20 protein-coding genes are annotated in these 18,021 nt (G+C 50.0%); 6 read left to right on the top strand and 14 right to left on the bottom strand.

Going from position 1 to position 18,021, the window contains the following annotated elements:
* From QE417_RS06885 to QE417_RS06875, 3 genes are all read right to left on the bottom strand, one after another.
* The gene (locus tag QE417_RS06885; RefSeq protein WP_311948677.1) at positions 1 to 456 is read right to left on the bottom strand and encodes a DUF1896 family protein; all 456 of its coding nucleotides are present in this window, start codon (positions 454 to 456) and stop codon (positions 1 to 3) included.
* A gap of 17 nt (positions 457 to 473) precedes the next feature.
* Positions 474 to 797, bottom strand: coding sequence for a DUF4134 domain-containing protein (locus QE417_RS06880; protein ID WP_311948676.1), 324 nt, complete (start codon positions 795 to 797; stop codon positions 474 to 476).
* 203 nt (positions 798 to 1,000) lie between these two features.
* Positions 1,001 to 1,516 (bottom strand): hypothetical protein, encoded by a 516-nt coding sequence (locus QE417_RS06875; protein WP_311948674.1) that lies wholly within the window; start codon positions 1,514 to 1,516, stop codon positions 1,001 to 1,003.
* 178 nt (positions 1,517 to 1,694) lie between these two features.
* Between QE417_RS06875 and QE417_RS06870 the strand changes: the two genes are divergently transcribed.
* The 3 genes from QE417_RS06870 (at position 1,695) to QE417_RS06860 (ending at position 4,664) form a co-directional block, all read left to right on the top strand.
* Entirely contained in the window at positions 1,695 to 2,852 is a 1,158-nt protein-coding gene (locus tag QE417_RS06870) for a hypothetical protein (protein ID WP_311948672.1), read from the top strand.
* Between the two features lie 143 nt (positions 2,853 to 2,995).
* Positions 2,996 to 3,826, top strand: a complete 831-nt coding sequence (locus QE417_RS06865) for an SDR family oxidoreductase (protein ID WP_311948670.1) — start codon at positions 2,996 to 2,998, stop codon at positions 3,824 to 3,826.
* 37 nt (positions 3,827 to 3,863) lie between these two features.
* Positions 3,864 to 4,664, top strand: coding sequence for a helix-turn-helix domain-containing protein (locus QE417_RS06860; RefSeq protein WP_311948668.1), 801 nt, complete (start codon positions 3,864 to 3,866; stop codon positions 4,662 to 4,664).
* 68 nt (positions 4,665 to 4,732) lie between these two features.
* Here QE417_RS06860 and QE417_RS06855 read toward each other — a convergent pair whose 3' ends face one another.
* The 5 genes from QE417_RS06855 to QE417_RS06835 form a co-directional block, all read right to left on the bottom strand.
* Positions 4,733 to 6,160, bottom strand: a complete 1,428-nt coding sequence (locus tag QE417_RS06855) for a hypothetical protein (RefSeq protein ID WP_311948665.1) — start codon at positions 6,158 to 6,160, stop codon at positions 4,733 to 4,735.
* Between the two features lie 128 nt (positions 6,161 to 6,288).
* Entirely contained in the window at positions 6,289 to 6,960 is a 672-nt protein-coding gene (locus QE417_RS06850; RefSeq protein WP_311948664.1) for a hypothetical protein, read from the bottom strand.
* A gap of 172 nt (positions 6,961 to 7,132) precedes the next feature.
* Positions 7,133 to 8,050 carry a response regulator transcription factor gene (locus tag QE417_RS06845; RefSeq protein ID WP_311948661.1) on the bottom strand — a complete coding sequence of 306 codons (918 nt, stop codon included), beginning with the start codon at positions 8,048 to 8,050 and terminating at the stop codon, positions 7,133 to 7,135.
* A 10-nt stretch (positions 8,051 to 8,060) separates the two neighbouring features.
* Positions 8,061 to 8,636 (bottom strand): GNAT family N-acetyltransferase, encoded by a 576-nt coding sequence (locus QE417_RS06840; RefSeq protein WP_311948660.1) that lies wholly within the window; start codon positions 8,634 to 8,636, stop codon positions 8,061 to 8,063.
* Between the two features lie 3 nt (positions 8,637 to 8,639).
* The gene (locus tag QE417_RS06835) at positions 8,640 to 9,893 is read right to left on the bottom strand and encodes an aminotransferase class I/II-fold pyridoxal phosphate-dependent enzyme (RefSeq protein ID WP_311948658.1); all 1,254 of its coding nucleotides are present in this window, start codon (positions 9,891 to 9,893) and stop codon (positions 8,640 to 8,642) included.
* A gap of 102 nt (positions 9,894 to 9,995) precedes the next feature.
* On the opposite strand from QE417_RS06835, the gene QE417_RS06830 reads away from it, so the two are divergent.
* The 3 genes from QE417_RS06830 to QE417_RS06820 all read left to right on the top strand — a co-directional run bounded on the left by QE417_RS06830 (position 9,996) and on the right by QE417_RS06820 (position 11,672).
* The gene (locus QE417_RS06830; RefSeq protein WP_311948652.1) at positions 9,996 to 10,691 is read left to right on the top strand and encodes a Crp/Fnr family transcriptional regulator; all 696 of its coding nucleotides are present in this window, start codon (positions 9,996 to 9,998) and stop codon (positions 10,689 to 10,691) included.
* Between the two features lie 106 nt (positions 10,692 to 10,797).
* The gene (locus QE417_RS06825; RefSeq protein WP_311948650.1) at positions 10,798 to 11,226 is read left to right on the top strand and encodes a MauE/DoxX family redox-associated membrane protein; all 429 of its coding nucleotides are present in this window, start codon (positions 10,798 to 10,800) and stop codon (positions 11,224 to 11,226) included.
* Between the two features lie 128 nt (positions 11,227 to 11,354).
* Positions 11,355 to 11,672, top strand: a complete 318-nt coding sequence (locus tag QE417_RS06820) for a hypothetical protein (RefSeq protein WP_311948648.1) — start codon at positions 11,355 to 11,357, stop codon at positions 11,670 to 11,672.
* Positions 11,673 to 11,735: 63 nt separating this feature from the next.
* Here QE417_RS06820 and QE417_RS06815 read toward each other — a convergent pair whose 3' ends face one another.
* The 6 genes from QE417_RS06815 to QE417_RS06790 form a co-directional block, all read right to left on the bottom strand.
* Positions 11,736 to 12,179, bottom strand: a complete 444-nt coding sequence (locus tag QE417_RS06815; RefSeq protein WP_311948646.1) for a RagB/SusD family nutrient uptake outer membrane protein — start codon at positions 12,177 to 12,179, stop codon at positions 11,736 to 11,738.
* Between the two features lie 40 nt (positions 12,180 to 12,219).
* Positions 12,220 to 13,089, bottom strand: coding sequence for a RagB/SusD family nutrient uptake outer membrane protein (locus tag QE417_RS06810; RefSeq protein ID WP_311948643.1), 870 nt, complete (start codon positions 13,087 to 13,089; stop codon positions 12,220 to 12,222).
* 10 nt (positions 13,090 to 13,099) lie between these two features.
* Positions 13,100 to 15,760 (bottom strand): SusC/RagA family TonB-linked outer membrane protein, encoded by a 2,661-nt coding sequence (locus QE417_RS06805; RefSeq protein ID WP_311948641.1) that lies wholly within the window; start codon positions 15,758 to 15,760, stop codon positions 13,100 to 13,102.
* 47 nt (positions 15,761 to 15,807) lie between these two features.
* Positions 15,808 to 16,170 carry a carboxypeptidase-like regulatory domain-containing protein gene (locus QE417_RS06800; protein WP_311948639.1) on the bottom strand — a complete coding sequence of 121 codons (363 nt, stop codon included), beginning with the start codon at positions 16,168 to 16,170 and terminating at the stop codon, positions 15,808 to 15,810.
* A gap of 11 nt (positions 16,171 to 16,181) precedes the next feature.
* The gene (locus QE417_RS06795; protein WP_311948636.1) at positions 16,182 to 17,459 is read right to left on the bottom strand and encodes a TlpA family protein disulfide reductase; all 1,278 of its coding nucleotides are present in this window, start codon (positions 17,457 to 17,459) and stop codon (positions 16,182 to 16,184) included.
* A 129-nt stretch (positions 17,460 to 17,588) separates the two neighbouring features.
* Entirely contained in the window at positions 17,589 to 17,861 is a 273-nt protein-coding gene (locus QE417_RS06790) for a hypothetical protein (protein WP_311948634.1), read from the bottom strand.
* Between the last annotated feature and the right edge of the window lie 160 nt (positions 17,862 to 18,021).

Genomic DNA, 18,021 nt, shown 5'->3' with positions numbered 1-18,021 from the left:
TTATCCTTTCACCCTAATTCCTTCACCTTCATTCACATACTCCGCGATCATGCCGATCACTGCATGTCGCAGATCACTTCGGTCGTCCGAGTCATCGGTTAGCCCGTAGATGTTAAAGATGGGCTCACAGGCGCCAATAAGATTGATCACCTCATAGCTGAGGATACCGCAGCCCAGCATGCGCCGGTAATCTTCTTCGAATTCTTCCTCCAGCAGATTGCGTACAAATTCAAACCTGGACGGTCGCAGGTCACTGGTCAGTTCCTCCATACAGAGCGCTTCAATTACGTATTCCGGCCGTTTCTCCGCTAGTAAATCCTCCCAGTACGCTTTAACAGAGGATACTTTCCGGTTCAGATATTCCTTTAGCCTGTGGTCTTCCTGCAGGGAGATCAGCAGATCCATGTGGTTCTCCAGCAAATAGCTGTGAAGCCTCTTGGTCAGTTGTTCTTTCATGATCGTAGGGTTGAAGATTACATGCCGAAGAATGACTTGATAATGGTGGCGACCACCACCAGGAAGATGCAGGAACCGAACCAGGCCGCCGCGACCTTGCTGGTGTCCTGATCGCCTCCATTCCATTTTTGGTAAACCTTGACCGCACCGATCAGACCCACAATAGAGCCGATCGCGTACATCAGGTTTGTGCCCGAATCAAAATAGCTGCGCACCTGTTGATTGGCTTCTTCAATACCGGCGTTGCCATCCTGGGCGTAGGTGCCGGTAGCTGCGACCAGCAAGAGAACTACCGCGACAATTGCCTTCACTTTTTTTGTTTTTCCATTCCACTTTTCCATATTCACTTATCATTGGGTTAAAAAATTCGGCAATAGCGCTCCTGGCCCGTCCCGCAATGGGTTGCGGAACGGGGGAAGCCTGGCTGTCCTTGCGGCTTAGGTATGTTTCAGTTTTGGAGAATCTGGCCGCAGACAGCGCGAAAGTTTGATTGGAAAACCGTTAGGGCCACGGCTTCACCGTGGCCGCTACGGCTGGCACCGCATTACTGATCATCCCACCATGCGCTCACTTCATCCTCGGTCAGCGTGGCAGTGCCTGTCTCTTCACACTTCAGGGAGATCACCTCGGCTATGCCTGGTAGATAGGGGGAGCCCTTAAGCGTTGGGAATGTATGGGCGATCTCCTTCAGTTCTTGTATTGTTCGTTCAGGCGAGTAGGGGCGCTTGGCCGCAATGTCGATGGCTTGCTTCGCCTGACTGAGGAGGCGGTCCGAATCGGCCATGGTTTGCTCCGCCTCCTGGAAAGGCAATTGCTGTTCATATTCCGCTTCTGCCTGAAAAGCTGCGCTAGCCGGATGTTCAATGGCCATCAATTCGGCGGGTAGCACATCAGCCGGATCTTGCCCGGTTGGCCTTTTTGCAACCCGGCTGCGGTAATCAGGGAGATAGTATTTGACAAAGATGTAGCCGTAATAAATGACCAGCAGGAGCATCACCGCTTCCAGATAAATGGTCCAAGAGATGTGGTGTTTCATAATGCGCTTGTTTTTGTTTTCCATTGCCTCAGGACCAATGCCTGATCGACAATACAAAGCAAGCGTTGTTTGGAATGCGCAAAAAGTACAAGTTTAAGTTGTACCCTTTTTGTACCCCCGGGCTGGTAAGGTTGTTGTTTTTGCTTGATTTATGCTTCAGTTATTATTCTTGCTATTTTTGCGGAACACAGGCTACGTAACAATGTCAATAAAGGCGCTCCTGCAGGCAAAGCAGCAATATTACAGTGATCAGTTTGCAAAAGTGTTCGACATCGCCGCGGTGAAGAAAACAGCAAAAAAATGGAATAAGCAATTCTTTGGCAACCCCTTCAATTTGGCATCCATTATCGTAGGGTTGCTCACCATCGGTTTGATGGTTTGGTTTCTAAAAAGCGACCGTAAGGATCCTAATTATACCTATTATCTGATCTCCATTTCGGCCATCTACTCGACGATCGCGCTGACCTACCTGCTGCAAAAGATCAGTAGCATACGCGCGACGAAAGAAACGCTTTTAAATAGTTCCATCGATAAATGGAAGCAGCTTTCTTATTACCGATACCTGCTCAATTACTTACGGACCGGTCTTAAAGGTGATACCGCTAATGCCTACAATCGTTCCAGGAAATTAGGTATAACGATTTTTGAACTGTTTAGGGTCAACATGGATCAGTTGGATAAGGTGGATCAGGCACATTACCAGGAGATCAACCAGCTTGAAGAGAATTATAATGTATTCGATTTTACACTACTCGTTAAAATGCTGGAGTTTAGCTGCAATGAGCCGGAAGATGCATTCCTGGCGCTTATTTACCCCAACAGGACCTATGCCTATGGTAACCGGTCTGTCAATGACTATCTGAACCTGCTGAACATTCAGGGCGTTTACGACCAGTTGGAGAAAGTAGTCAAGAAATCCCCTCATTTATTCGTGAGTCTTGATCAAACTTTGGCGAAAATTGCAGAGCAGGAGCTTTGTCAGCAACTCACCAGGAACGCCGGATTAACGGAGGTTCGCAACGACTTGACCCGGATGAAACAAATTGAGAGTTATCTCGTCAGAGAGGTGCTCCTTCCGCTGCATGATGCAACTTTCCTGATCGAAAAGCAACTCCCCGGCGCATTTATCCATCTGCTCGTGAACGCAACGGCTATCTTGTTTTTCGGCACCGTAGCTCCCCTGATAAATGCGTTTACCTTTCAATGCAACCGGGTGGTACAGGTCTGCGGATCGCTCACCGCAGGGCTCCTGTTGCTCTCCATAGTCTTGGTCTGCTTGACCTTTGTGTCGGAAAACAACAGTGATGTTTTCAAGTACAGTGGCATTATCTACCGTGGGAGGAATGATAAGATAAATTAGTGGCATCATCATGTCTGGCTAAAGATATGGCTGTTATCGTCTTCGTTTTTGAGCTTTTGAAGATATAAAATTGAGCTTTTAAAGACAATTTGGTTTCTAAGCGATTCCGACATTTGATCTCATAACGTTTAATAAGTTCACTTATGAGTAAAGTAGTTTTAGTCACCGGATCGTCTTCCGGTATAGGAAAGGAAACCGCCAAAATTTTTGCGGAACAAGGCTGGAATGTAATCGCTACCATGCGAGACCCTGCGAAAGACACGGAGTTGGCCGGTATCGCTAACGTATATCTCGCGCGTTTGGATGTCCAGGAGAGGAAAAGTATAGGAAGTGCGATCGCACAGGGAATCGAAAGATTTGGTAGGATCGATGTTTTGATCAACAACGCAGGGTATGGGCAATTTGGCGTTTTTGAGGGCACCGGAGATGCACAGATCAAGCAGCAGTTCGACGTGAACGTCATAGGCGTGATGAACACTATCAAGGCCATCCTGCCACACTTCCGGGAAAATCGCGCTGGAACGATATTGAACGTCAGCTCTGGTGCCGGGAAATTCACATTACCGCTGATATCGCTGTATGCGGCATCGAAATTTGCCCTTGAAGGATTCTCAGAGGCGTTGTCACATGAACTGGATGGCCTCAACATCAAGGTTAAGATTATTGAGCCCGGGGGAACAGCAACCAATTTTAGCGCGGTAAGTAACGACGCGCTTTCCGAAACCGTTAAGATAGATGATTATGATCCTTTCGTCAACGCGGCAGGCAAGATGTTTCAGGACATGCGTAACTTTAGCCTGGTAACCGCCAGATCAGTCGCTGAACTGATATATGAAGCTGCTACAGATGGTACGGATACGCTGAGATATTCGATCGGAAATGATGACTTCAATGCCCGGATGAATGCACGGAAGGAATTGGATGATCAGGAATATGTTAATTTTATCCGGAGCGGATACCGCAAATACTTATAGAAACTTAAAGGCCGGATTTTCAGGCCTTATCGCTGACATGAGAAAAGAAAATAGTCTTATACCGCCTATTGTGCACTCGTGCTATTTCAGTGCCTCGACCAAAGGTGAGCAGTTTGTGCCTGTTCATACCTTCAGCTTTCAGGAGTCTGGTTCGGTTATCGCTAATGATGGCACAAAGGAATATATTTTCAATGAAGGCGACTTCAGGTTTGCGGTGGCCAACAAATTGGCGAAGTATAAAAAGATACCGCCGCCGAACGGCGCATACCGGACGGTGGCGATATTCTTTGATGAAGCTATGCTGAGGGAGTTTAACAGTACCTACGGGTTTTCCTGTGACAGGACTGTTCCAACTGATGCCTTTATTAAACTAAAGCCGCACAAAGCCTATTCCGACTTGGTGGCTTCATTGATTCCCTACCTCGATGCGGATGGCCTCCTGGATACTGAATTGCTAAAACTTAAAGCTAAAGAAGCACTGTTGATCATCTTAAAGATCAACCCTGAACTGAAGAACATTCTTTTTGATTTCAGTCAACCCGGGAAAATAGATCTTGCAGCATTTATGCAGCAAAATTACCACTTCAAGGTGGGGTTGGAGCGCTTCGCATTTCTGACAGGCCGAAGCCTGGCAACATTCAAACGGGACTTCAAAGAGATCTTTAATAGCTCCCCGGGCCGCTGGCTGACATGGCGCCGCTTACAGGCCGGAAAATACCTCATCGAAGAACAGTCTAAACGTCCTTCCGAGATCTACGCGGAATTAGGGTTTGAAAGCCTTTCCCATTTTACTTATGCTTTCCGACGCGCGTTTGGTGTTTCGCCTGGAAAAGCATAAGCCGTCGAAAAGAAATTCCTAATGCATTCTTGTTTACAATTCCGGTCTCATTTAAATGTACAGCTGCTTTAAAAACGGTACAAATAACCAATTGCTCCAAATATACCACCGCTCAGTTTCGACACCATGACATTGTCCGGCCTGGCGGACAAGGTTTGATTGGTAATATCTCCTGCAGTGGTTACCCGGTCAACATACCCGAAAATACCGCCGATGTCAAACGTGAACATGTGTTTGTGACCATAGGAAAATCCACCGCCTGTCAGAAGCCGCGGCTTGATCGTGCTTGCGATCGTCACCCCGGGCCCGATACTGAAATGCGCCCCTGCCGGCGAAGTATCTGAAAACTTAGTCCCTAAACGAAGTAACGCTGTAATCCCTACCTCCATTTTTGTCCAATTTTCCGGCTTTACCTGGTATTCCGCCGAATCTACTGCGACCACCGAATAGGGTTCATCATGCAGGTTTGAGCCATAAAATGATACGCCCACTGCGGCGTAAGATTTACTTTGAAGTGGAAACACCAGCTCTTGTTTATAGGTGTTTAATCCTAGCTCCGGTTTACGCGGTTCTATCAACAAGCTAACGGTGGCTTGGTCCTTTTTGAATTGAAACGGAAGTGACATGTATTGTCCGTTAGCGTTATTGGCCGTACTGATTAGCCCGGCAAGCAAGTCCCTCGCTTTATCAGCAGCCACAGCTGATTGTGCGTCGCTGCAACCGGTAATCAATTTCGTATAGGTTTCCACAATAGCTTTGTCAGCAGCCGTCAGCTCTTCGTTCTTGGCAATCTCATCTTTGTATTTTGTTTGAAAAGCAACATAGGTTGTTTGAGACGCAGTGATCAGTCCTGCCAGGGTGGTGATTCGATTACGCAAATCAGTGATGTCTTTAAGTCTGGCAGCATAGGGAGAAACGGTTTCTTTCGATGGACTGTTCTGTTGTTGGTTGAGTTGGTATTCGTATACCTTGAAGAAAACTTCATCAATGGCTGCTTTGATCGAAGTCAAAGATGCCAGAAAGCCATTTAAGGTTTGCTTATATTCCTGCATCTTTGGGCCCACCGGGGAGGGCTTCTTTTCAGTTATAGTTTTGGTCTTTTTATTAGGCGAAAACCCATGTGCCGAAGTATCTCCAGCCACCGGTATTTTTCTAGTGATCGTGTAAAAGGTCGTCGGAGGTTTGATCCCGGAAATTGCTTTTGTAATGCCTTCCAGGTCCAGTCCCGTCAAGGCAGGCATTTGCAATGCCTTTGACGTCGTTGTATCTTTAGTATTAATAGAGACTTTGTACAAGTTCAGGTTGATGCTATCTATGATGACCTGATAAAACTCGTCAGTCTTGATCTTGGAAAGCTTGGGTTTAGTCAACGATTTACTCGAGAAATTATACTTGATTTTGTTGGTTTCAACAGTCTCACTCTTGGAATTTTCTTGAGCGAAAGCACTGCATTGTACTAGGAGCAGTAAGCTAAAAAAAATGTACGTCTTTTTCATATTGGACAAGTTAAGGTTTGCTAAATTTAAACTGTAAGTCAGAAACTTACAAACGTAATTTTACTATTTTTTTTTGGGTCTTTTGACCCATTGGCTATCGGTATATGTTTAATTATCAAGCTCCGGATTCAGTAATAGCCTTTTATTTTTTTGATCATTCGTTCAAGTACTTCGACAATGTGATCCAGGTCAGCCTGCTCAAATTGATAAGTGCTTTTTCGCATGCTCATCCAGGAGATGTTTTTTGTACGGTCAGTTGACAAAAAAGGCACCAATGAGCGAAAGATCAGGCTTAACGAACGGGATAAGATGAGCTTGATGTCATCGGCAGCTTTGATCAGGATGCCTAACTGGTCAACGCTAAGCTGACAGATTACTTTAAAGCCATTGGCCTCTTTAGTTGCCACATCTTGGTACCGCGCCTTTGAAAGATACTTCCCAAATCGCAGTTCCACATCTTTTTGTAATTCCCCTAATGCTATGATAAATTTTTCAGATAGCTCAACGACGCTCACCAATGCACAATCAGCGATGTTACGCTTGGCCTGCGCCATCAGCGTCAGTATGGTTTCGTGATACTGTACCACAAAGTCGCGGACTTTCTTTTCCGGTCTTCCGAACGTCCGCGTCTTCAGGTAGTTGAGCAGTCCCAGGGTTTCCTGCCCCATCCGGTCTTCCACTGCACTGACCTCAGACTGAGGGATCTCCGTCAGCGTGGTACGTTCCGGATTTAATTTTACGGAGATCATTTGATCCAGCCATTCAAAAGGGTAATTACCCGGTCTTGTTTCTTTTTTCATAACCGATGAGTTTTGATCCGGAATGCCATCTGTTTCCACACTACGGACAGGTTTATATCAACTGATCAAAGGCGGTTGTTGAAGCAAAGATGCCATGGTGAAAATCCGCTTCAAATAGGAAATTAGCCCCATTTTGACCAAATGGGGTGAAAGTCCTATGCCGGAAAAGTGATCAGCGGTGCTGGGTAAGCTTTTGTATCAATTGTATCTTGTTGCCCGCGCCGGTCTTTTCATAAACATTCTGCAGGTGATTACTGACGGTCTTTTCAGAGATGAAAAGTGTTTCGGCTATTTCACGATAAGTTAGCCCTTTTTGTATAAGTAACACGATTTCGATCTGACGTTTGGTCAGCTGGTAGCGTTTACTATTGTGGTTGATGATCCCGGGGTTGATACCCACCATACTATAGGCCATCAGTTGCTCGTATTCTTTCCGGGACCTTTTGATGGCTTTGCTGATGAAAATAAAAGAGATAAAAATAATGCCGGTATTAGTGCAGATTACTTCAAGTACCTGGCTTTCCTCCACAATACCGAACACGGTTAGGGAAGCCCAGGGGCTGATCGCGAAATACATGGCGGTCTCTTTCGCGTACTGGCCACGGTCACGCTGCTGCTGATGCTTTCTCCTGATCGCACGGAACATCACAAACAAGAGAATAAAGGCATATACAAATGGCACGATCATCCCGTAGACCAGTGTTTTTTCCATATCACCATTAATGGCGTACATGATGACGAAGAAGATCAGGTACGGGAGCATCAGGAATAAGGGGACACCGTAGAGCGCATGCCACCGCAGGGCATGCAGTTCAAATGCTTTATAGAAATAGAAGGGAAAATAAGAAGCCATTAAAAAGCCGGTGCCATAGGCGATCATCATTTGTACGGGCAACCTGACCGGTATCCTGGGGTCGGGAAACAATCCGCCGGCCACATTATACAGGATCATTAAGACCAACAGGATCAGGTACCATAAGCGGGTCCGGTCCTGTGGCCTCGATAGATAATAAGCCAGTTGATAACTCAACATCATCAGTTCCAGAATGATGAAGATGAACGTAATAAGGTGGCACTGTGTTCCTAACATAGGTTAATCGTCAATCCGGTTCTTTTTTAAGAAAATGTAAATGGTAGCTGAGTTCAAGTTCATCGTAAGTGCTGAATCCTAACTTTTCATACCACGGCAGATTACGGGTAGTGGAAGTTTCGAGAATAATGTTCCTGAATTCGATATCGGCAACATCGATCAACTCTTTTAATAAGGCGGTACCCGCGCCTTTACGCTGGTCACCGGATTTTATGCCGATGAACCACAGGTATAGCGTCTTGCCCTTCAATTGTTTTCGAGCGATCAGCTTTTCGCGTTTCAGGGCTAACCCGGTACGACAGATACCGATGGCTTGCCAGATGAGCCTGATGTCTAACAGGATTGACCGGAAATTCGTCTTTTTCCGTTCCGGATACAGATAGAGCAAGCAGGCTTTTCGGTCATCCGACAACCAGACTTCGCCGAACAACTGGCACACATCAAATGAATAAGCCATCAACGCTTGGATCCGGCGTTTGCGTCCGCTCCCGGGGCCGACGATGTAATTGACGCTCTGGTTATCATCAAATGCCTCAGCAAGGATATCGATGACCGCACCACGGTCGTTTTTATTGGCGATGATCATCACTTAGTGCTTTGAAATGGGAACGATGCGGTCTATCTCTTCGAAGGCGTTCAAAACGGTATCCAGATCTTCCCGGGTATGCGTGGCCATCACGCTCATTCGAATTCGTGCGTCTTTTTTGGCAACTGCCGGGTACATGATCGGGTTCGCATAAACGCCGCGGTCAAGCAGTAACTTTCCGACCACGCCGGTTTTGGCCGGGTCGCCGATCTTTACGGGGATCACCGCGGAGGCTGTCTTTCCGATATCTAATCCGAGAGCGATCAACCCGGTTTTCAGGTATCGGATATTTTCCCATAACCTGTCCCGCCAATGCGGTTCCTCGTCAATCAGGTCGATCGCCTTCATGATCCCCAGGGTTGCCGGCGTTGCGGTTACGGAAAACAGGTGTTGCTTTGATTGAAATTTGAGATAACGGACAAGCTCGGGTGACGCCACCACATAGCCCCCGACATTAGCGAAGGTCTTACTGAGCGTACCGGTCATGATATCCACGTCCTGGAAAAGGTTATCTGCTTCGAGCACTCCTCGGCCGGTCTTGCCGATCACGCCAACCCCATGGGCATCATCAATGGCCAGATAGGCACCATATTTCCGGCATAGCAAAAGGATGTCCTTCACCAAAGCGAGGTCTCCATTTTGCGAGTAAACGCCATCGATGATCACCATTTTTGTGCGGAATTGGTGTTGCGCCTCTTTCAACTGACGCTCCAGCCGCTCCAGGTTGTTATGGGGGAACATTTTTAAGTTGGTCAGTTGACAGCCCTCGTAGATGCTGGCGTGAACTTCCATATCCACGATCGCTACGTCTTCCTTTTTCAGGAGACACTGAAAGGTGGCGCTGTTCGCGGTATAGCCGGTCGTGTAAAGGATGGCCGCATCGCGGTGGAAGAAGGCCGCGATCTTATCCTCCAACTGCTGATGAAAGCTGAAATGTCCGCCGATGGCGGGTGATGCACCGGAGCCTGCGCCAAATCGTTCGATGCCCCCGATCACTGCTGCCTTTATCTTCGGATGTTGGGTGAATCCTAAATAATCGTTGGACACCAATGCGACATAGGTTCTGGGGGCGCGCTCACCGGGCATCCGAAGGTCCATACGGGGCCCGCAGGTCGTCGTCGACTCCAGCCGGTAATTTAACCGGTCGTTTTTTTTCAGGTAATCCAGGTACTGATTGAAATGATTTGCGGTCTCATACATGTCGCTCCCCGGGATGTTTTCAAAATCTTTAAAGCTTGCTTTTTCAAAAGGTGTCATGGCATTAATTGTTGTACCACGAATTTATTGCTGAAAAAAGTGCGAAATGGTGACATACAATATTGGGGTAACAATTTTTTAACTTTTTCGCAATGTCACCACTTGGACCAAAAAATGCCCTTCTTTTGCATTTCTTTTCCGGAACCGGAAAAGATAGCGGCCGGCATGGTACTCCGCAATTTGACCCTGGCAGCTAAGAACCCCGCACCCCTTTATGTTGCAGCTATGACCATACCTTCATTAGTTGATTTTTTAGCGTCCCTGGCAGATCCGAGTAGCGAGCTGTTGGCAGAACTGAACACGCTCATCCGGCAGGAATTCTACCATAATCATCAGGTCTTTCAGGGAGCCGGCCAGGTCGAGAACCGCCTATGGTATTTGCCACAGGGTTTGGTTAGAGCCTATTATTTCGATGTGTCCGGTAAAGAGCATACCCTTCACTTTTTCCTTGGCGGCGAGGTCATCTTTTCCTGGCAAGGCGTGTTCCAGGAACCTGCCGATTATTATCTGGAGGCACTCGAACCGACCCACCTTGTAGCTATAAACTATACCACTGTGGAAAGCCTGCGCACGCGCTTCCCGGAATTTAAGGTGATGGCCAATACCATCGTGCGCCGAAGGCTTCTTCAGGATCATTTCTACAGCCGGCTTATGACCTGGAGCGCGGAAGAGCGCTACCGGCAATTCCGGAAAGTTAACCCCGTCATCTTCCAAAGGGTTTCCGTTCGCCTGATCGCTACATACTTGAATATGACCAGGGAAAATCTTAGTAAGCTGATCAGCCATGATCATCGTTAAACATCCAGTTGCTCACTTGAAATAGTAAGGTCGTTCCAATCAGATCGTGATGTAGTTCACGCTGCTTTCTTACCGGCTCCGGTAACTTCGATAAAAATCATTGCCCATGGAACGAAACCAGACGACCGGAATCATTGCAGCACTGTTGATCCTGCTTTTCGTATACACAGCGGTCAGTAAATGGATCGACTTCCAAACCTTTGTCATACAGATGCGGATGCAAAGCCTGCCTCCGGTTATGCAACAGATCCTGATCTATACTTTGCCGGCAACCGAGCTTGTCACGGCAGCCTTGCTGGTCTTTACCGGGACAAAACGCTATGGGCTCTACCTTTCGGCGCTGCTGATGTTCCTGTTCACCGCCTATGTGGCCATGGTGATGCTGCATGCTTTTGAACGCGTGCCCTGTTCCTGCGGTGGTGTGTTGAAGTGGATGACCTGGGAGCAGCACCTGTACTTCAACATCTTTTTCTTGCTGTTAAGTTTATCCGGGATATATCTGAGTAACAGGGAAAGGAGGAAGACCGCACTTTAAGACCCATCAATACCAGGCAGCAACGCTGCGCCAACAGGAGTTCCGAAAATCCTTGAAAGAGTAGGCATAACATATTTTACCATTAAAGTTTTTCGTTTGTTTTTTGATCTATAAAAGCATTCAGGATCATGCATAAAAATATTTTAGGCATCGCAGCCGTAATCATCGCGATCAGTGCCAGTGCCTTCACCACACCAGCACACCATGGCAAACTGGTTTCTTATAAATGGTTCCGCATCACCGCGAACAGAACCACCTCGCAATCAGTTCCATCTTCCGGCGCAACCTATCTGGGTGAAAGCGAAACACCGCCACAACCTGACGGCTTCACTTGTAGCGGATCGACCAATCAGTGTATTTCCGGGTTCAATGCCAGCCAGGTGAACTCCAGCAACCAGCTTGACGGCACCCAAATGCCACAAACCATAGCTGCAACGCGTAATTGATTAGTTCGATAAAAAAAGAGAGCTCCATGGGCTCTCTTTTTGTTTGATCTCATTTTCTTCCCTTCAATAACCGGGGTTTTGATCCAGATAGGGGTTGGCATCAAGTTCTTCCTGCGGCACCGGAAACAGTGCGGCAGCAGGTTTCCAGCCAGCCTTCACCGGGCTTAATACGACATCAGCCCGGCCAGTTCTTTTCAGGTCTGCCCAGCGGTGTCCCCACTCACAGAACAGTTCCTTTTTTCTTTCCAGCTCGATCGCGTCAGGCAAGCCCGCGGCCTCCCCGGCGTACAGCGCGGCGTTGGCGCGTTTCTGGATGACATGGAGGTCAGCTATCGCCCCAGCGATATTCCCCGTCTTTCCCCGGCATTCCGCCCGGATGAGGTATTGCTCGGCCAGCCTGAGCACCATATAGTGTTCCGTCGGGGCACCGCTGCTGAACACCTTTTTGTATTTGAACGGGTAATAGTAAACCCGCCCGCCGATCGTACTCCCCGCTATCCATTGCACTGCACGTTTATCGGTCGGTGCAAAGGCGGCACGCAGTTGTTCACTGAGGACGAATGCGGGAACGGCGCTTGCCGACGATGGTACGAATAAGGAACCCTCCGTCGTCTCCCGGCCGGTAGTGACCGGGACCAGCCGCCCATATCGCTTCCTTGCTCGTCGCCAGGAACACTTGGTTCGGCTCAGCCATCAACGAAAAATGACCCGAATCAATGACTTTACTTGCTTCCGCTGCTGCCTGGGCGTACTGTCCAAGGTACAGGTAAACCCTGGCCAGCAATGCCGTAGCGGCATAGTAATTTCCCCGCCGTGTATCTTCCCCCTGGCTGCTTAGGTTGGCCTGTGCGAATTGCAGGTCTGCTACCACCTGTGCATATACAGCCGTGGTGGCGGCCCGCGGAAGCGTACGGGTTTCTCGGTAATCGGTCATGGTGACCAGCGGAACCGGGCCGAACAACCCGGTCAGGTTGAAAAGCAGGAAGGCCCGGATAAAGCGTGCCTCTGCTGTCAATCGCTTCTTTTGCTGATCAGAAAGGCCTGGAGAGGCCATGATGCCTTCTATACAGGCGTTTGCTTGGTACAATTGCTGATAAGTGCTCACCCATAATGAGCGGTTTTGACTGTTCGCCGGCCGGATGTTGTTCGCAAAGAACTCGGCATAGCTGCCCTGGGCCGTTGTGGACAGCTCATCGGCGGATAGCCCTGCGGCGACCGTGGTGGATCCTGATCCGATTCCGGGCGTAATGTAGATGCCGGTCACCGCCGCTGTCGCTCCGGTACTGTCGGCAAATACTTTATCGGTGGTAAGTTCTGCTTTAGGAGAACCGGCGTCCACAAACTTTTTGCAGGAACTCCACAGGCAGCTGCAAACCAGCAGCAGCGTAAGATAATATGTCAGGCTATGATGTTTCATAAACAAATTTTTAAAGGGTTAGCTGGAGGCCAAGCACCACGGTTTTAAGCGGCGGCACTCCATAAAAATTCTGGGTTTCCGGATCGTTTCCGGCATAATTGGTGATCGTCAACAGGTTCTGCGCCGTCGCGTAGATCCGGAGGTTTTGGACATGAAGTCTGGTCAATACCCTGGATGGCAATTGCCAGGACAGCGCGACGTTCTTCAGGCGCAAATACGACGCGTCCCCGTAAACACCATCCGATTGGTAGAAATAGGAACCGGTGTCGTAGGCGTCGGCATACTGTACCGCTAAGCGCTGAAAAGCCGCCTGGTCACCGGGCTTCTGCCACCGCTGGTTAAAGGTGGCTGGCAGGTTTTGCTCAAATCCGGGAAGTTGTGAATAGATCTGCTGCAGATAGGTGACGCCCCACTGCTTCCGGAACTCCCAGAACACATCCAGTTGCAGGCTCCGGAAACGGAAGCTGTTCTGCAGGCCGCCAAACCACTTCGGATCCGGGTTACCGATAATGGCTTGGTCATTCAGCGATCCGCCCGAGGGCGATGCCGGAGAAGTCGTCCGACCGCCTGCGGTTGTATAGAATTCGAACAATCCGGTCTCCGGATTTACACCTGCGGACCGGTAGCCCCGGACGGCATTGACCGGTTGGCCGATGAAGTATTGCAAAGCGTAACTGGAAGTAGCCAGGTCAGGGAACGCCAGTAACTTGTTTTTAGGCAGGGAGAGGTTCAGCGCTGCCGACCAGCTGAAATCCGCACTTTTGACGGGTGTGGCCTGCAAACTGAACTCCCAACCCGTGTTTTGCACCAGTGCGTCCAGGTTCTCGGTTACGCTGGTAAACCCGCTTTGCGACGGGAGGGTATAAAATACCAGTTGGTTCCCTGTACGGTGCCGGTACCAGGTGGTGTTCAGCAGCAAACGATCTTTTAAAAATCCGAGTTCCAGCCCCGCCTCCAGCTTTTTGGTACTGGCCCAGCCAAAGCGATTATTGAACAGATTGCGGGGCTGGTACCCCAGCGCGCCGTCATACGCATAGGTCGCCGGTGCCCAGCGGGACAGGAACTGGTAATTATCAATGGCATCACTGCCGGTAATGCCGTAGCTGCCCCGCAGCTTTCCGTAACTGAGGAACGGCAGCGCAGTTTTTACGAATTCCTCTTCTGCGAAGATCCATCCTGCGCCAATGGAGCCGAAATTCCCGAAGCGCTTGTCAGGGCCGAAACGGCTGGAGCCATCCCGGCGGACGTTCACGTTCAGCAGGTATTTATCGTCGTAGCGATAGGTAAGCCGCCCGAAGATCGCCTGGTATCTATACAGGCTGTAGCTATCCGTGATCGTCCGGGTTGGTGCGCCGGCCAGGGAGCCGATCAGCTCGTCGCTCAGATAGCCGCTGCCGCTGGCATCCGTCCGGGCATTGTTGTTTTGCTGGAACGTGCCGCCCAGCAATGCGCTGTAGCTATGCTTACCGGCATTGCCCCGGTACTCCAGTTGCGGCTCGATGATCCAGGTCCGGTAATCATTGGTCCCGAAACGGGCGGTAGCCTGCGGGTTATTGTAAGGACTGAGCGTACTTTTAGGTGTCCCGGTGTACTCATCGCCGCTAAAGGTCGTGTAACCAAAGCCCGATCTCAAGGTCAGGCCGGAGGTGAGTTTGTACCCCGCCTGCAGGCTGCTCGTCAACAGGTTGTTCTGAACGCGGTAAGGCTGTTGTAGGTAGGCCATTACGTTGTTCCCTGCCGTAAAGTTCCTGAGCTGCCGGCCCTGGTAGCTCCAGACGAGTTTTCCATTCGCGTCCAACAGGTCCGGGTAGTTCGGGTCAAGCGCAAATGCACCGAGCAGCTCTCGTGCGCCGGAACTGTTGTTACTGCTGGCCGAATAGCTGGTCGATAGATCAACACTTAGCCGGTTGTCGCTGCTGGCATGGTGAAGGCTAAGCGCCACACTGCCGCGCCTGGCGGAAAAGTCACCGGGAAAGATATAGCCTTCCCGGGTGTAGCCGCCGCTCAGATGAAAAGTGGTTTGGGCATTGCCGCCCGAGAGTGACAGGTTTGCATTTGTCGTGGCAGCGTTCCTGCCGGTAAAATACTTTTTCCAGTTGGTATCCTTTTGCTGGTCGAAGAGCAGCAGGTCGGGCGCATAGGCCTCGTCATTGATGATCAGGTTAGGCGCTAACCCGTCATTGGCCAGCGCTTCACGGCGCATGGCAAGATACTCCGGGGTGCTCATCATCGGCATCGTCTTGCCGGTGAAGCTTAACCCACTGTTCAGGTTCAGGTCGATCTTCGTGACACCCGCCTTGCCTTTCTTGGTCGTGATCAGGATAACGCCGTTACCACCGCGGGATCCGTAGATAGCCGTGGCATCCGCGTCCCTTAACACCTCGATGCTTTCAATATCCTGCGGGTTGATGCTGTTGAACGGACTTACACCGCCATAGGCATTGTTATAGGAACCGGCCAGACCCGGCGATTGCACGGAACTGAACTGGTTCGTGTTACCGTTTTGCGTTGCATAGGGAACGCCGTCAATGATGAACAGCGGCTGATCGCGCGGTGCGAGGATGCCGGCATTGGACCGTAAGGTGTTTTGCCCGCGGATCTGTAGATTGACAGAAGCGCCCGGCAGGCCGCTGCTGGAGGTGACCACCAGTCCGGGAACCCTTCCCTGCAAGGCGCTAAGCGGATTGCTGACCGGCTGCCGGCTGATCTCTTCAGCAGTTACTTTGCGGTGACCGAACCGGTGTTGAACCGCTGGGTATTGGTACCATAGGCAATGACCTGCACTTCGTCGAGCTGGCTCCGGCTCTGGCGTAGAACGATGACGAGCCCGTTTTTGCCGGTATAAGGAACATCGACCGGTTCAACGCCAACACCGGTCAGGCGAATGATCGACCCCGTATGCAGGGGAATCGTGAACAGGCCTTTTTCATCGGTAAAGCGGACGACGCCCGTGCCTTTTTCCGTAACCGTTATCGCCTGGAGGGGCTCGTTGCGTTCATTGGTAACTTTCCCTGTGACCAGGGTCTGCGCGGATGCGATCAAAGGAAGCATGAAAATGAAGAGCGAATACAAATATTTCATAGTTTTTTAGGTTAAGGGTGGGGGTTCTGGTCGGTGATCGTATACACGAGGACGGGACGCTCCATGCGGTTGAGGGTATACCCATGCTTGATCAATGCCGCCCGTAGCGATCCTTCGTCAATCGTAAAAGAGGGGAGTTCCAGGCTGAGCAACGCGTTGCCGCCGGATTCGTTCAGGATAGGCAGCGGGGAACGTTCGTTTAAGGCAGCGGTCACCTCATCCACAGGGTAATTCTTGAACCAGGCGGCTCCTTTTTCTTCATTGAACCAATTGGTCCCGGGGCCGCCTGTGCTTGTCGCAGGTTGGGTATCCCGTCTTTGGATCACCAGGCAGGTCTTGTTTTCCATTGCACTATCCACCCGCAAACCGAAATAGCGGTGCAGGTCATCCCGGAAAATTTGAAGGGCTTCCCGTTTCGGCCGTTGTGGGAAGGAAGACTCGTAGGTAAACCGGTATTGTCGCTGCCAGACAAAGCTTTCGCCGGTCGTCCGGTAGGCAACCGTGTCTTTTACATTCAGGCGTATACGGTTGGCGGGAGCCGCGCCGACCTCCGGCCAGGCCGTGAAGACCATTTGTGTCAGGGTCGCATTCACCAGTTGGATGCGTGAAACGGAGTCCTTTCCGTTGGTTTGCATATAGATCGAGCTGGGATGGCCGGGCGCGTAGGGGGTCAGGATCGACCGGTATTGGTAACTGGCAGGTACACCGCCGTTTCCATCCAGGAAGATCGGCTTATCCATCCGGTGGGTTTGGTCAACTTTCGTGTAAAGAGGGCCCCTGCTTCCGGCCAGTACCCGTGCGATGGTATCCGCATGGATTGCGAAGGCATCCGTAATGGCGGCGACCTTTCCCTGGTACAGCCAGACGTAATGCGGGATACTATGATGCGGGAATAGCTTTTTGAGGACCGTGTCCTCCGGAACATTCGGAAAGCTGAATTCGCCGGCATGCTTTTTAAAGAAAGCAGCGATCTGCGTTCGCTTTTCCCCGGTGGCATTCACGCCGAGAAAAAGCACTTTCCCCTGATATTGTTCCTGCAGCTTGTCTATCGCCGGGAACATTTTGATGCAGGAGGCGCACCACATCGCCCAAAAGTCAAGGATGACCAATCGGTCCTGGAGATCGTGCAGCTTGAGGGTCGGCGCAGCATAGTTTTGGAGACCGGTCAAAGTAATATCAGGGACCGGGTCGCCGGGCTTGAGTGGCTTTAACGCCGGATGGTCCTGGGCTATTACCCTTGAGAAAAGGCAAAGCGCGGCCAGGACACCGGAGAGTATCGTTTTTTTCATGAGCGTTAAGAGATTGGAAATGTCAGTCAGAAAGGAAAGGGCAACCGGCGATTAACTATTAACTGGGTGCAGGCTGCCCTGGCCCTGTGTCACTCAGGAGGGCATATCACAAGAAGCCAAATGGTGGATTTAATCGTCGCCTGGCTCATCGGAAATGGATTGATCGTGCAACAATTGTTTCAGTTCGGCTTCATGGTAAATCGAGCTTACCAGTTTGGGTAAGTTGGCAAGACCGCTTTCCTGCAATTGCTGTGCATCAATCCCTTTTTCCGATAGCGAAGTGTAAAACCAGTCATGCAATTCCTGCTGGAACTGCTCATAAGGAATTTGAGCAAAGCGTTCCATTATCCCGGTAAGGGTACCGAAATCAGGTTTGTCGTTTGTTGGCTTTAAGTCATCCATTACACTGAATTTAAAATATCAAGTAAGGAGTCCGCTGAAGGGGATAGCTGTTAAAATACTACAGGCATGGGTCCCAACTTATCGCTCTGGAAGGGTTTGCACGCCCTAAGCACCAACAAGAAGGGAGCCCATACCTGTAGCATGGGCATTCCGGCTTCTC

Source organism: Mucilaginibacter terrae, from assembly GCF_031951985.1.
Taxonomy (GTDB): Bacteria; Bacteroidota; Bacteroidia; order Sphingobacteriales; family Sphingobacteriaceae; genus Mucilaginibacter; species Mucilaginibacter terrae_A.
Note: the sequence above shows the minus strand (reverse complement) of the source record. Positions and strands in the feature narration are given on the sequence as shown.